The 14567-nt window shown below is 29.6% G+C and carries 15 protein-coding genes; 8 read left to right on the top strand and 7 right to left on the bottom strand.

Going from position 1 to position 14567, the window contains the following annotated elements; genetic code table 11:
- The first annotated feature begins 896 nt into the window (after positions 1-896).
- From CSPA_RS27720 to CSPA_RS27700, 6 genes are all read left to right on the top strand, one after another.
- The gene (locus CSPA_RS27720; RefSeq protein WP_015395728.1) at positions 897-2177 is read left to right on the top strand and encodes a helix-turn-helix domain-containing protein; all 1281 of its coding nucleotides are present in this window, start codon (positions 897-899) and stop codon (positions 2175-2177) included.
- Positions 2178-2289: 112 nt separating this feature from the next.
- Positions 2290-2451 carry a hypothetical protein gene (locus CSPA_RS30380; protein WP_015395727.1) on the top strand — a complete coding sequence of 54 codons (162 nt, stop codon included), beginning with the start codon at positions 2290-2292 and terminating at the stop codon, positions 2449-2451.
- Positions 2452-2753: 302 nt separating this feature from the next.
- Positions 2754-2918, top strand: a complete 165-nt coding sequence (locus CSPA_RS27715; RefSeq protein WP_026106463.1) for an aspartyl-phosphate phosphatase Spo0E family protein — start codon at positions 2754-2756, stop codon at positions 2916-2918.
- Positions 2919-2969: 51 nt separating this feature from the next.
- Positions 2970-3161 carry a hypothetical protein gene (locus CSPA_RS27710; protein WP_017810903.1) on the top strand — a complete coding sequence of 64 codons (192 nt, stop codon included), beginning with the start codon at positions 2970-2972 and terminating at the stop codon, positions 3159-3161.
- A complete protein-coding gene (locus CSPA_RS27705) occupies positions 3158-3337 on the top strand; it encodes an aspartyl-phosphate phosphatase Spo0E family protein (RefSeq protein ID WP_015395725.1) in 180 nt (59 codons plus the stop codon). The genes CSPA_RS27710 and CSPA_RS27705 overlap by 4 nt, the downstream gene beginning before the upstream one ends.
- Positions 3338-3361: 24 nt before the next feature.
- Positions 3362-3553 carry a hypothetical protein gene (locus CSPA_RS27700; RefSeq protein ID WP_015395724.1) on the top strand — a complete coding sequence of 64 codons (192 nt, stop codon included), beginning with the start codon at positions 3362-3364 and terminating at the stop codon, positions 3551-3553.
- Between the two features lie 39 nt (positions 3554-3592).
- Here CSPA_RS27700 and CSPA_RS29885 read toward each other — a convergent pair whose 3' ends face one another.
- The 5 genes from CSPA_RS29885 to CSPA_RS27680 all read right to left on the bottom strand — a co-directional run bounded on the left by CSPA_RS29885 (position 3593) and on the right by CSPA_RS27680 (position 8096).
- Positions 3593-3781: a hypothetical protein gene (locus tag CSPA_RS29885; RefSeq protein ID WP_158399840.1), complete on the bottom strand. Its 189-nt coding sequence runs from the start codon at positions 3779-3781 to the stop codon at positions 3593-3595.
- 680 nt (positions 3782-4461) lie between these two features.
- The gene (gene adc, locus CSPA_RS27695) at positions 4462-5202 is read right to left on the bottom strand and encodes an acetoacetate decarboxylase (protein ID WP_015395723.1); all 741 of its coding nucleotides are present in this window, start codon (positions 5200-5202) and stop codon (positions 4462-4464) included.
- A gap of 72 nt (positions 5203-5274) precedes the next feature.
- A complete protein-coding gene (locus CSPA_RS27690) occupies positions 5275-5940 on the bottom strand; it encodes a 3-oxoacid CoA-transferase subunit B (protein WP_015395722.1) in 666 nt (221 codons plus the stop codon).
- Positions 5941-6594 (bottom strand): butyrate--acetoacetate CoA-transferase subunit A, encoded by a 654-nt coding sequence (gene ctfA / locus CSPA_RS27685; RefSeq protein ID WP_015395721.1) that lies wholly within the window; start codon positions 6592-6594, stop codon positions 5941-5943. It lies immediately after the preceding gene.
- 95 nt (positions 6595-6689) lie between these two features.
- The gene (locus CSPA_RS27680; RefSeq protein WP_015395720.1) at positions 6690-8096 is read right to left on the bottom strand and encodes an aldehyde dehydrogenase family protein; all 1407 of its coding nucleotides are present in this window, start codon (positions 8094-8096) and stop codon (positions 6690-6692) included.
- 488 nt (positions 8097-8584) lie between these two features.
- Between CSPA_RS27680 and CSPA_RS30855 the strand changes: the two genes are divergently transcribed.
- Positions 8585-8719 carry a hypothetical protein gene (locus CSPA_RS30855; protein WP_015395719.1) on the top strand — a complete coding sequence of 45 codons (135 nt, stop codon included), beginning with the start codon at positions 8585-8587 and terminating at the stop codon, positions 8717-8719.
- A 1244-nt stretch (positions 8720-9963) separates the two neighbouring features.
- Here CSPA_RS30855 and CSPA_RS27670 read toward each other — a convergent pair.
- Complete coding sequence (locus CSPA_RS27670; RefSeq protein WP_015395717.1) at positions 9964-11118, bottom strand: epoxide hydrolase family protein; 1155 nt, start codon at positions 11116-11118, stop codon at positions 9964-9966.
- Between the two features lie 148 nt (positions 11119-11266).
- Here CSPA_RS27670 and CSPA_RS27665 point away from each other — a divergent pair, with 148 nt between their 5' ends.
- Positions 11267-12121, top strand: a complete 855-nt coding sequence (locus CSPA_RS27665) for a helix-turn-helix domain-containing protein (protein WP_015395716.1) — start codon at positions 11267-11269, stop codon at positions 12119-12121.
- Between the two features lie 196 nt (positions 12122-12317).
- On the opposite strand, the gene CSPA_RS27660 is transcribed toward CSPA_RS27665, so the two are convergent.
- Positions 12318-14567 (bottom strand): ATP-binding cassette domain-containing protein, encoded by a 2250-nt coding sequence (locus CSPA_RS27660; RefSeq protein WP_015395715.1) that lies wholly within the window; start codon positions 14565-14567, stop codon positions 12318-12320.

The raw sequence follows: 14567 nt of genomic DNA, 5'->3' as shown, positions 1-14567 counted from the left end.
TTTATACGCTATAAAATAGGGGGGGGAATACTATCATGTCATATAAAGAATAATAATAAGATTACTTTTAAAGCAGGAGAATAAAAAAGGGGACATATTGTAAATATCACATTAAAATTAAGAGAGATTTAAGATATATAAATATGTTTTAAAATGTATTAAAATAGCTATATTAAGACATCTGATTGTATTTGAATAAATGCGAAAGATCATATAGGTGGTATCCAGCTAGGAGTACTAATATACAATAAATAATGGAATAATCCCGTAGGTAACTAAGTTTTACTTATGGGGTTTTATTTTTTTGTATATATTTTTTATTATTTAGTAAATCAGAATTTATTACAATTCCAGTTTGATAAAACTTAACATAATTATTAGGTTGCTCAAATACTTCATACATAGTCAGCACTTTCTAATAATTTAATTTTCTCTTTTAGGTGTGTGAACCGGAATATACAAAATAACAAAGGGATTGTTATTTCATACATTTTTGTTTAAGTATATATAACACGAAGATTAATTTAAGACTTATTGAATATTGATCTGAATTAGTATAATATATTATATATAGAAATATATGTTAAATATTTACGTTATATATATAAATAATAGAATAAAACGTCTAAAAAAAGGAATGAAAGTGCATTTTGCTTTTAGTTAATTTTTAGTAATATAGAATTAGGATTATTATTAAAGGATAAAAATAAACTCTGCAATGGTTGATTAGAGCTCGAGCATTGCAGAGTCTAAAGAGAGCTAACAACTTATTGCAAGCACTGTAATTATAATACATTTCGTATAATTTTGTCTATAATAATAGAAATGAATTGTATAATGTGCAAAATTTGTATTTAGTTTTTGTTATCTCTTTAAAGAGAGAGGAGAAAACTTAAATGTTTAATAATGAAATTATGAAACAAGGAGAAAAAATAAAGAGAATAAGAAAAATGCTTCACATGACGCAGGAAGAACTTGCAGAAGGAATTTGTTCAAAACAAAATATAAGTTTAATTGAAAACAATAAACAAAAGATATCTGTTAATCTAGCAAATGCAATTGCTAAAAAATTCAATAGAATTGCGAAAGAGAAAGAAATAAATATATCTACAATTACTCCAGGGGAATTAATGATAGATGAAGATGAGCAAGCAAATTATATTTTCAGTAATAACATTATCAGCGAATTAAAAGAAATTCAAACAATAGATTTGTTTGAACAAAAGTTGCTTAAAGCAGAAAATATAATTAGAGAGCATGTTATTACAGATAGTAATAAAATAGAGTTGTATAAATTAGCTACTGATTTTTACTACTACCGATATCAGTATACTAAAAGTGATAAAATGTGTGATAATGGATTAAAAATATGTATTAATTCCCTAAATAATTTTGAAGAAGCCATTTTTTATATATATCACTCTAGAAATTATATATTTACTGAGAATTATATTAAAGCATTACAACAATTAGACTACGCAGAAAAACTAAATAGTCACATAATGGACGATAATCTTTCTATAATGATATTATATCACAGAGGACTGACATATAAAAAGCTAGGTGAGTATGATACCGCTTTAAAGTATTTTAAAATACTAAAAGAGAAAAATGTAAAAGATAAAACGATGTTGTTAAAAATAAAAATGATGTATGCGAATTGTCTAACTGAGAAAAATGAATTTGAAGAAGCTGAAAAAGAATATTTTGAAATATTGAGTATTAACGATAAAGATTTTATAGCTCTTGCTTATAAAAATTTATCAGAGTTGTATTTAAACAATAAAAAATACAAAGAATCTGCAAAATGTATAAAAGAATCTTTAATATATAATGAAAAGAATGTATATCTTGATGAAAGTCTATTCTTTGCAGCAAAAGTGCTTACACACGTAAATGAAGATGTAGAAACATATCTCTTACAAGCACTCGAAATATGTGAAGGAAAAGATAGAGAGAATCTAGATCTGATTAAAGACATAATAGATGAATTAGTGTTGATTTATATAGAAAGAGAGGAAGAAGAAAATTTAATGTTAATGGCAGATAAAGCAAAGGTGTTAAATATAAATTATTGCTTAAGTTATGCAAGGATTTCAAAATATTATAAAGGTCGAAATGAAGAGAAAAGTACATATTTTACTAATGAATTAATTGATAAACTTAAGCAGGTTTAAAAAAAAATAGAAATAAGAAAAATCAATCGCAAATTTCAATTTTATGTTACACTGTAAAGGCAGAAAAGGTAGAAATTGTAGAATGTACTTTATTTTTCAGGGAGGTGATTTTATGAAGAAAATTATATTAGCAGTAATAGCAACGTCAATGTTACTAACAAATGTTGCATTTGCTTCAACTAAAACTACACATACTAATACTGGCAAAAACACCACAGTGTCTAGTGTAAAGCAAAATAGCATGTATCATTTAAACACAACTGACCCATATTAATAACAATACGGGAGCAACAAAAAAATAGAAAAAATCGTTATTAAAAGCAGGAAAAAAGTCAAGCAAAAAACAAGTAAACTTGGACAAGTTCACTTGTTTTTTTTTAATTTTACAAATATTAGAGATGGCAATATAATTTATTCAGGCAGTAGGCATTTAAAATAAATAAGCAATAGTATTAAGAGCGGAAAATGAAATTTGTTGTTGCTTTGAAACGAACACCAGTTTGTGTTTGGAAGAAAGAAATTCATAGTAACCTACAGTTATTTTACACCGTTATCAGTAAAATGGGGGGATTAAAGTTGAAAAATAATAAAGCTATTTCTGAGCTCAACCAAGCTATACAAAAAGCTAGGACAGATTTATACAAGGCTGTTGAAATATATGGCTTGGGTTCTAATGAGGTGGTAATTGCAAGTCAAAATTTAGATACATATATAAACATAAGTATGAAAGAAAATTTTTGAAAATGGAATGTAATTTTGATTTAAAGAAGTGGCAAAAGTGGGGTAGTAGATATGAAAAATATATTAGCAATAATGATATATAAATTATTAGTTAAATATTGTGAAATCCATGAGGACAGTTGTGGTAATTGTATTTTCAAGGATAATAGCTCTGAATGTATGTGTATAGCAAATGTACCAATAGAATGGCATAAGCCTAAAGCATTTAAGAAAAATAAGGAGATAATATACGGGGGAAAATGAGGGAATTTAAATTGAAAAATGATGAAGCTATTTTTAAGCTTAACCAAGCCATGGGAAAAGCTAGGGCAAATCTATATAAGGCAATTGAAATATATGGACGGAGTTCTAATGAGGTAATAATTGTTAGCAGGAATTTAGATATATACATAAACATAAGTATGAAAAGAAAAGTTTGATTTTTATATAAAGGTGGGGCTTAGATGATAATTAAGGAATCAATAGAAATATATAGAGAAAATACTTCAACTGAAGATTTTAAAAAAGAAATTGAATTAATAGAAAGTGCTGGATATGAAGTATCTGAGGAAAACGACGATTATGTGAAGTTGTGTCAAGATGGAATTGTAGTTGATCCAGATTTATTCAATAGCAGAAAAATAACCCGTAAGTAACAATTAAGCTACCTACGAGTTTTTATTTAATTTATGATATTAACCTAGTCTTTTATGCCAACAGTATAAGCCATTACTTATGTAGGCTTTAAACAATTGATTATCATCAATTGAATACAAGAAGTTAGTTAATTCCCTTTCAGCTTTGAGATAATGACACTCGATAGCATTTGCCATTTCATTTAATAAGTGTACTTCATATTTGCTCTTTTTTCCTATTGTTATCATTTGTATTTAGTATTTCAATATGATTTTTGGTAAAGATCAATTTCATTCCCAGGATCACAACGAAAAATTGTAATATAGTAAAATCAAATTATCCAAACTAAGGAGGAAAACAAATGATAAGACGATTAGCATATAAAACAAGCAATAACAACTATCTTACTTTTAAAATAGGAGAGTAAAAAGGGGACACAAAGGGGACACTTTGCAAATATGAGGATAAATTTAGATCATATTAAATCAATATTGAAATGTGCTTAAGTTAAGTGAACATCGAATGTAGAATAATATAAATCAATATAGATGAATATAGTTAAATATATAGGTGGTATCCCGCTGGGAGTACCAATGTATAATGAAGAATGGCTTAACTGAAATGGTTAAGCCTTTTTTGTTTTATGTCGTGGGGATTATTATAATGTACATATTAAGAATGATAGTTCTGGGAATTAAATATGCAAAGCAAAAAAAAATTACATGAGATGTTGAAAATTTTATTAATATATGAAGAAGGAGAGAAAAAGATAGATTAAGGATGCTTCCGCAATGCACAGACACTTTGTATTTTAACTAATCTAATGCTAGTAGTGAAATATTGCTAGGTAATATAAAACCTAAGTTTTACAGTTTGATTTATAATATAGAATAACGACTACTTTTGTAGTGGTTATTCTATATTATTTTTATTTAAGGGAAAGATAATCATGTACAACCTTAGGTGTTCCAAGAGTTAAATCTGTTAGGATATGAGATGCTGATACAATCTCTAATACAGGTAAATCAGCAAGAGGAGCTAGTGCATGGCTAAATAATTGCAGACGTGCACTTCCAGTCCAAGCACCGTGAATAGTTATATCAGTATTTTCTGCACATATTAGTTCACAAATTCTTGGCTTACCATCATAACCTTGGATGATTTTTAGCATAAAATTGGGTCTTGCAATTTGATTATAAGCTTCTTTAAGATCTAGAGGCTCGTGCTTGTATCCCATTGTTGCAGTAGCTACTGGTAATGTACCATACTTAAGTGTTCCAACTAAAGTGTCTGAATCAACAAATAGCTTTGGATAACCAAGCTTTTTTGGATAAGCGCTACTTTCTCTTCCAACAGCAATAGCGGGTTCATTATCTAGATACATCATATGCAAGTAGTCACCTTTAATCCCATTATATTTTACTGGAATAGCTTGACCACATTCTGTATATGAGCCTAGACCAGTTGTATCAGGCATAGCCATCATCTCAAATCTAACATATGCTCCATCTAATTCAAGTGGCTCTGGTACTATTTTTCGAAGAGCATCTAAATCAGTTCGATAAATAATGTTTAGATATTCTCTATTATGAAATCTATATGGTCCCCTAGGAAACGCTGGAGCAGCAAGTGGAGTTGTAATTTGTTTAGATACTTCACTTTCTAACATAAAATAATCAACCTCTTTTCTTAGATTGTAATACATAAGATTTTTAAAGTTATATATTTAAAATAGAATGATTCAGATATCCATAATTTTTAAGTTATCTGGAATAATTAAATCTGCATCTGTTAAAAATTTTATTTCATCAATAGTTGTATCTTTATGAATTTCTTTTAAAAGTAAACCATCATTTGTTACATCAATTACACAAAGCTCTGTAACAATTAAATCTACCTGAGCTTTAGCAGTAAGTGGGAGAATGCATTTTTTTACAATTTTAGGTTTACCTTTTCCGGTATGTTGCATTGCCACTATTATTCTTTTGGCACCTATTGCTAAATCCATAGCGCCTCCCATACCTGGGACAATTTTATTTGGAACAATCCAGTTAGCTAAATTACCTTTTTCATCAACTTCTAGAGCACCAAGAACAGCAACATCAACATGTCCTCCTCTTATTAGTGCGAAAGACATTGAACTATCAAAAAATGCACCTTGAGGTAATAAGGTTACATATTCCCCACCAGCATTTATTATATCTGGATCATTTTCACCTGATGAGGCCATTTGAGCCATACCAACCATGCCATTTTCTGATTCAAAAGTAATGTTCATTTCTTTCGGCACATAATTTGCTACTAAAGTTGGAAGTCCTATTCCAAGGTTTACGAGTTGGCCTTTTTTTAGTTCTTTCGCAACCCTTTTGGCAATTATCTCTTTGGCTAAAACTTTATCTACAATCAATTAAGCCGCCTCCTTAACGATATAATCTACTAATACGCCAGGAGTCATTATGGCATCTCTTTTTAAATCTTCACATTTTACTAAATTTTCTGCTTCAACTATAACTGTTTTTGCAGCCATTGCCATATATGGATTGAAATTTTTAGTAGCAGCTCTATAGAAGGTATTTCCAAATTCATCCACAATGCTACCTTTTATTAATGAAACATCAGCAGATAAAGGAAGTTCTAATAGATATTCTTTGCCATCGATAGTGACTTTTTTCTTACCTTCTTCAACGATAGTACCAAGCCCTGTTGGAGTTAATACACCTCCGAGGCCAGATCCAGCTGCACGAATTCTTTCAATCAGTGTTCCTTGTGGGGAAAGCTCAACTTTAAGCTCACCAGAGCTCATTTTTTTTCCAGTTTCGGGATTAGTTCCAATATGTGAAGCAATTACTTTAGAAACTTGACCATTTACAATAAGTTTTCCAATTCCTTTATCAGGAAAAGCTGTATCATTGCTTATAATAGTCAGATTTTTTATATTTAAATCAACTAACATATCTATGATGTTTTCAGGAGTTCCGCAATCTAAAAAACCCCCAACCATAATTGTCATGCCATCTTTGAAAATCCGATTTAAATCTGTTAATTTTATTAATTTATTCATTTTAATATCTCCCTTCTAAATAGTTTTTAATATTTTGTGGGAACATTGCGTATTAAAGTTATATGAATAAATATATATATAAGTTTAGCAAGAGATTAACCGGCGAGTACACATCTTCTTTGTCTTGTAAAATTTCTTGCAGAAGTTATTCCTTCACCAGTGGATCCAGCAATAGTGAAAGTTGTAAAGCCTTCTGCTTCATAACCAACACCGGCAAAAGATTTAGCATTCTTTACAAAGATAGTAGTATCGATTTCTCTTTCAAACCTATTTAGGTTGTCTATATTTTTTGAATAAATATAGGCACTATGTTTTCTATTTTGTTCTGCTATTTTTGCATATTCAATAGCTTCATCTATATCTTTAACTCTTACAATTGGTAATATTGGCATCATGAGTTCTGTCATAACAAATGGATGACTTGCACTTACTTCGCAGATTATGCATTTAACACTTGAAGGAGACTCAACATCTATTTCATCTAAGAATAATTTTGCATCTTTTCCGACCCATTTCTTATTTATAGAGTATTCTTGAGTTTCATTATTTTTTTGTAATACTAAATCTATTAACTTTGATACTTGATCTTCATTTATAATTACAGCATTATTTTTTAGCATGTTAGATATTAAATCATCTGCAACGTTCTCAAAAACAAATACTTCTTTTTCTGCAATACAAGGTAAATTATTATCAAAAGAACAGCCTTCAATGATACTCTTACCAGCCTTTTCTATATCAGCAGTATCATCTACAATAACTGGTGGATTTCCAGCACCAGCACCTATAGCTTTCTTACCAGAATTTAAGAGGGTTTTTACCATTCCTGGCCCTCCAGTTCCGCAAAGTAGTTTTATTGAAGGGTGCTTAATAATTGCATCTAGAGAGTCCATAGTTGGATTTTTTATAGTTGTTACTAAATTCTCAGGACCACCACATGAAATAATAGCTTTATTTATCATTTCGACAGCAAAAGCAACACATTTTTTAGCGCCTGGATGTCCGTTAAATACCACAGTATTTCCAGCAGCTATCATGCCTATACTATTACATATTACAGTTTCAGTTGGATTCGTAGAAGGAGTTATTGCACCTATAACGCCATATGGAGACATTTCTACAACTGTAAGCCCGTTATCTCCTGACCAAGCAGTAGTAGTTAAATCTTCTGTCCCAGGAGTGTATTTAGCTACTAATTCATGCTTTAATATTTTATCTTCATATCTTCCCATATGTGTTTCTTCAAGAATCATTGTAGCTAGAATCTCTTTATTTTCTAATGCGGCCTTTCTTATCTCAGTTATGATTTTTTCTCTTTGTTCTTTTGTATAATGAAGGGATAATATCTTTTGTGCGTGTACGGCATTGCTTATAGCATTTTCAACATTTTCGAAAACTCCGAAACATGAAGAATCATCCTTGTAGTTCTTTAGATTGGCATTTTCAACATTTGTTTTTAATTTTAAATCTTTTGTTATAGAAACTAGCGTGTCTTTAATCATGACTAATCCTCCTTATGATTTAAAAATTAATAACATTAAAAATTCTATATGAAATATTAAATTTTTAATGTTATTAAATATATGCTATCACTAAAATTTACAGAGTCAACCTTTTAAGACAAAAAAGTAAATATAAGGAAGAAAAAACGTTATCAAATGACAAGACTGTAGGATATTTTTTTTATATAGCTTTTAGAGGCAAATTATCAGATTATTTTAAAATATTGTTATATATTGTTTTTTAAGGAAATTTATTTAATATATTAGTGGAATTTCAAATAATGACCATGATATTGTAGTATAGAACAAACATTATTGATAATATTTCTTATAATTATCCATTAAATGCATAATTTTTATAAATATGATTAATAGTTAGATCAAGAATCTTAAAAAGTTAAAACTTTTATTTCTAATATATTGACATAAATCCAGAAATTAATTGATAATTTATAAGGAAAATAAGTAAAGGGAAAATAGGTGTAACAATGATAATACCTAATATTGACTATGTGGATAGAAAAATGGGTGAGTTATACGGTAAAATAGCGGCTAAAACTTATTTTGATTTACTATTGCTAGACTGTTGTGGCTACAAAAATAAAAAGAGTAACATATCATAAATGGGAATTATGAATGTTACTCATTATTTAATAGGGTAAATATTTATGAAAAAAAGTTTTTATCAAGTTTATGATTTTATTATAGTAAATTATTGTGTCAGAATAATGGCAAATTTGAATTACAATGTGTATATTTTGTGTAGTGATTTATGGAAATAGTGTTCGTTTATAATTGAATAATGTGATATTTGAAATATATGGTGTGATAAATTGAAAAATTATTACTTTACTTATGGGGGAAATATCATGCTTAAATCTATTCTGACGGACCTAATAATGAAAGCATTGATAATTTCATTATTAATAATTATTATTAATTTTGTGTGGATAAGCGCGAATTTAATATATCTTATGAAGAGAAAAGTAATTTTAATAATGTTTAAGATATTAATTATAAAGAGAGTGTTTAGAAATATACTTACTTTAGATAAAATATTGTATACATCATATAGACAAGCAATACAATATATACAGCATATGCATAGAATTAATGTTATGTTAAGCCTTGTAAGGTGAAGGTAGAATAAAGACCATATAAAAAGAATACAAAAGAATATTAAAGTATATATTGAATTTAATTAATTGGCTCATAAGAATGTGGTAATACAAACACCATACAAAAGCATTCAAATATAATATAATTGACTGAAAAACTTATTATAGATTAAATAATCCTATATAAGTAAAGAAAAAAGCGTTTAGGATAATGAAGGGGGAACCTTATCACAAATAAAAGATAATAAGTAAATTAAAGTAAAATAAACACAAGATATTAATTAAATAATGGAAGTATTATTGGGCAGAATTATGTATTGAATTATACTAAAAATGGGGAAAAGCATACACATAAATATGGTGGACGTTAGATCATATTTAGTGCAGATGATTCAGAAGTTGTAGATGTTATGGTATACTTTGACAAAGACAGCCGAGCAGACTTGACAATGCATCAAGGATTGGTTAGGGCTATTACGGAAGTTATGATTCATAACTTGTATATCATGGTGTGAAGAAGTATAAGGCAAGCGGTAAATAGCGGGTAATATGATAGGTTATTTACCGCCCACTTTTTCTATAATATCTATTTCGGTATCAATTTAGGGAAATAGATACTAAATTGTAAAAATTATTAACTATGTGTATGGAATTTGTTATTTCAATGTAGCTTGACATTTCTTTTTTTAATTCTGTTTAACAATTGTGTTATATCTGTGACTTTATAAAAGTAAAGCTATTATTGTTTATTATTCTTTAGATCTATAAGGTGTGAAGAATGCTCGAATTTCCTTAGCGAGAGGTTCAGGATCTTCCATAGAAGTAAAATGTCCACCTTTGGGCATTGTAGTCCATCGAGTGACATTTAAATTGCTCATAGCCCATTTTTTAGGTGGCAGCAATACATCAGCTGGGAAAAGGGCTATGCCTGTTGGTACGTTTATATGTCCCATTGGTGGCAATGAATGTACATTTTCATAATATGCATTTGCTGATGAGCCTATGGTATTTGTGATCCAATAGATCATTATATTAGTGAGAAGTTCATCTTTACTAAAGTTCTTATTTAAATCACCATTACAATCACTCCAGCTGCGAAATTTTTCTATAATCCATGCGGCCAAGCCCACAGGTGAGTCAGAAAGTCCGTAGGCAATGGTTTGAGGTTTTGTAGATTGAATAGACATATAACCTCCCTCATTTGAAATCCATTCAGAGGCATTTTTCTTATATTGTAGTTCTTCTTCTGAAAGTTCTGCTTCACTTTGAGAAACCATAAGATTTCTAATAATGCCGATATCTGTTAGATGTATTCCTATTAGAAGTTCTGGATGGTTTAATGCCAAGTATCTTGTAACCCCTGAACCAATATCACCACCTGCAGCAGCAAATTTACTATAGCCAAGCTTTTCAGTCATTAGTTTTGCCCAAAGCTCGGAAACACGATAATTATTCATGCCACTATGTTTTGAAGCACTAGAAAACCCAAAGCCAGGTAGTGAAGGTACAATTACATCAAAAGAATCATTAGGATCACCACCATAACTTGCAGGATCAGTAAGAAGTGGGATAATCTTTTGATAACGTATGAAACTATCAGGCCATCCATGAGTAAGGATAATTGGTGTTGGATTAGGTCCTTTACCTTTTTCGTGTATGAAGTGAACATCTATTCCATCCACGTTGCAGCGAAAATGTGAAAAATGGTTTAATTCCTTTTCTTGTGCACGCCAGTCAAATTCGTCCTTCCAATATGAAACAAGTGATTTTAAATAATTTATATCAGTACCTCGTTCCCAATCTGAGCCTTCTATTTGCTCAGGCCAGCGTACATGTTCCAATCTGTATTTTAAATCATTAAGTACCTCATCAGATACTTGGATATGGAATTTTTCAATAGACATAATAATTCTCCTTTCATATAAGTCATGGTGCAGTTTTTTTTGACCATAACTTTCTTTAGTTCTTAATAATAGTTTATCATTCAAAAAATATGATACAATGTGATAAATGAAGCTTTTAACTATACTATTTGTTTATGGAGGAATATTTATGCCGCAAGTAGACCGTCACAAGAATAGAAATGTATATATCGAATTTATTGCAAATGAAGATTTTGTAAATCTCCCTTATAAGGAGCGTTTAACTATAACTTTTATTACGAGTGGAAGCATGAATTTACAACTGAATGACCGCTCCATAAAAATTGCGGCTCCAAGTATTCTTTGTTTATCTACGAATGATCAAATACAAGTCCTTGAAAAGTGTAATGTAGCTTCTCAATCATTTTGTTTCCATCCTGATTTTTTTAATACAGCTCATTTCTCAGAATCTAATGACTATCTTTCAACTAATCTAAAAATAAAGAGAGGTCTTTCGCTTTTCAAAAAGGATAATATTAATACTGGTGTATATGCTGCAATTGAGAAAGTCTATCCAAAATTATATGAGTGGTTTTTTATTATGGGAACTGAAGTATATGCACAGAGCGATTCTCTTTGGGTGTGTAGAGTAAAAAAGTATTTAATACAAATCTTTGGCTTACTTGAAGAGTTGAACCACCATAGCGGAAAATTACCTGTTAACTTAGCGTTAGAATATATACATATAAATTATTCTGATAAAATAACTTTAGAAGATTTAACAAGATATGTTCATTTGAATCGAGTGTCATTAAATAAAATGTTTCAGGATTCATGCGGATCTACAGTGATGGGATATTTATTATCATATCGATTAAAAGTTGCAGAGAGTCTTCTAACCCATACAGATATGAGCTTAAATGAAATTGCACGTGCTACTGGCTTTGAATATGATACATATTTTATAAAACAATTTACTGCAAAAATAGGTATGACTCCAACAAAATTTAGAATTGCTTCACGGGAATTTGGAAATTGCCACTAATAAATTTTAATTAAATCAAAGAATGTGATATTTGCAAAATATATAATAATAAAGGTTTAACTATTATATAATATCAATTAAAATTTGATGACCATGTTATTATGCTAAAATTGGCAGACTATCTTCATATATGAGGACAGTAGAATTCATGGAATCACAAAGATGGAAAGAGAAAGCAATTCTATTAATATATATTTTAAGATATATATTCTAATAATCTTTTTCCTGTAAAAGATGAAGAACATTTTGTAATGCCACTAGGATATCCCATATATACTAGTTCTCCTCCATTAAAGCCTCCTAGTGGACCTAAATCAATAATCCAATCAGCTTGGCACATTATACTTAAATTATGTTCTAATATTATAACTGTTTTTCCTTTATTAATTAATTTACTAAATAACTTTATCAATTTTTTTATATCTGACTCATGTAATCCTGTGCTTGGTTCATCTAATATGTAAATTTCACCAGTATTACTTAAAAGCGTTATAGCAATTTTTAATCTTTGAAGTTCTCCACCTGACATGGTGTCAAGAGATTGACCAAGTTTAATATACCCTAGATTTACTTCAGAAATAGTATACAATATTTTCTTTAGCTCTTTGTCAATAAAGACTTCCATAGCGTCATCAACAGAGAGGTCAAGGATATCACTTATTGTGTATGAATTGTACTTATAATTTAATATTTCCTGTTTGTATTTGGTTCCATTACATAGTTCGCAAGTTTCTTCAACATCATCCATAAAAGCTAAATCTGTTTTTAGTATACCTTTCCCTTTACACAAAGGACATGCACCGTCTCCAATAAAGCTAAATAATGAAGGGGACTTACTATTTGCTTTACCAAAGATGGTTCTAATTTTATCAAAGAAGCCTATGTAAGTTGCGAGTATTGACCTAGAAGTGGTATGGATTTTTTTTTGGTTTAAAAGTATACTGCTTGGATACTTGTTACGGAAAAGACGTGTGATTAATGTACTTTTACCTGAACCTGCTACTCCAGTTACAACTGTTAAGGCATTTCTAGGTATTTTTATAGAGATATTTTTCAAATTAAACATATTTGAATTATTAAGCTCGTAGAATTCGTGAAACTCCTTATTCTTTGTAATTATATCATGTTTATTAGATAAAGCATTTCCAGTGGTAGTATCACTATTTAAGAGCTGCTTATATGTACCTTCAAAAGTAATTTCTCCACCTTTAATTCCTGATTCAGGCCCCATGTCAATAATGTGATCTGCTATATTTATTACATCAGGATCATGTTCCACAATTATAACTGTATTTCCTTTTTCTTTAAGCCCTTTGAATATCTTATTTATACCAGTTATATCATGAGGATGTAATCCAATGCTAGGTTCATCGAATATATAGAGGACATCACTCAGACTGCTGTTTAAATGTTTTGACATTTTAATTCGTTGAGATTCACCACCAGATAAAGTATTAGTTGTACGATTCAATGTAAGATAATTTAATCCCACTTCTTCTAATGTGCGTAAACGCTTGAGAATATCATCAATAACTGTTTGAACTTTTTGATCATGGACTAATTGAAGAAAAGACTTCAATTCACTTATTGACATATCAGTACAATCACCAATTGACTTTTCATTGATTTTGCAGGATAAAGTAGTATCATTAAGACGTTTTCCATTACAATGAGGACAGATTTGTTCATCAACAAGCTGCTCAAGTTCTTTTTTATATTGCTTTTGATCTTTTTCTAAAAATGAGCTTCTGATTCTTGGAATAAGGCCAATATATTTTGCTGTCTTATGCCAATTACTTGTGGGATTATCAGGAGCTTTTTCTTCTTCATAAAGTAGAGTATTAAGTTCTAAATCTGAGTAATCTTTAATTGGTTTTTCAATATCAAAATAACCAGACTCTGTATAACGGCTTAATCTCCATCCTCCGGGTTGAAATGTTGGAAACTTAATAGCACCATCATTTAAGCTTTTATTAAAGTCTATTAATTTATGAATATCAATATCTTTAATTACTCCTAATCCTTGGCAATGAGTACACATACCATTTGTATTATTAAAAGAAAAATTCATTGAGTAGCCAACAAAAGGTTTCCCTATTCTAGAGAATAGAAGACGCAATAAGGTATATATATCAGTGACGGTACCAACTGTTGAACGTGCATTTCCACCTATTTTCTTCTGGTCTATAATTATAGAAACAGGAAGATTGTTGATTTTTTCAACATTAGGTCTGCCATAGTGAGGTAATAATTGTTGAACATAAGTGGAATATGTATCATTTAACATCCTTTGAGATTCAGCAGCTAAGGTATCGAAGATTAGAGAAGACTTTCCTGAACCAGATAAACCTGTAATTATTGTGATTTTCTTCTTAGGTATATTTATAGATATATCCTTAAGATTATTTTCATTTGCATGGAAGATTTCAATCATTTCTTTTGACAT

The sequence above is a fragment of the Clostridium saccharoperbutylacetonicum N1-4(HMT) genome (assembly GCF_000340885.1).
In the GTDB taxonomy this organism is placed as follows: domain Bacteria; phylum Bacillota; class Clostridia; order Clostridiales; family Clostridiaceae; genus Clostridium; species Clostridium saccharoperbutylacetonicum.
This window is presented reverse-complemented; position numbering and strand designations above follow the sequence as displayed.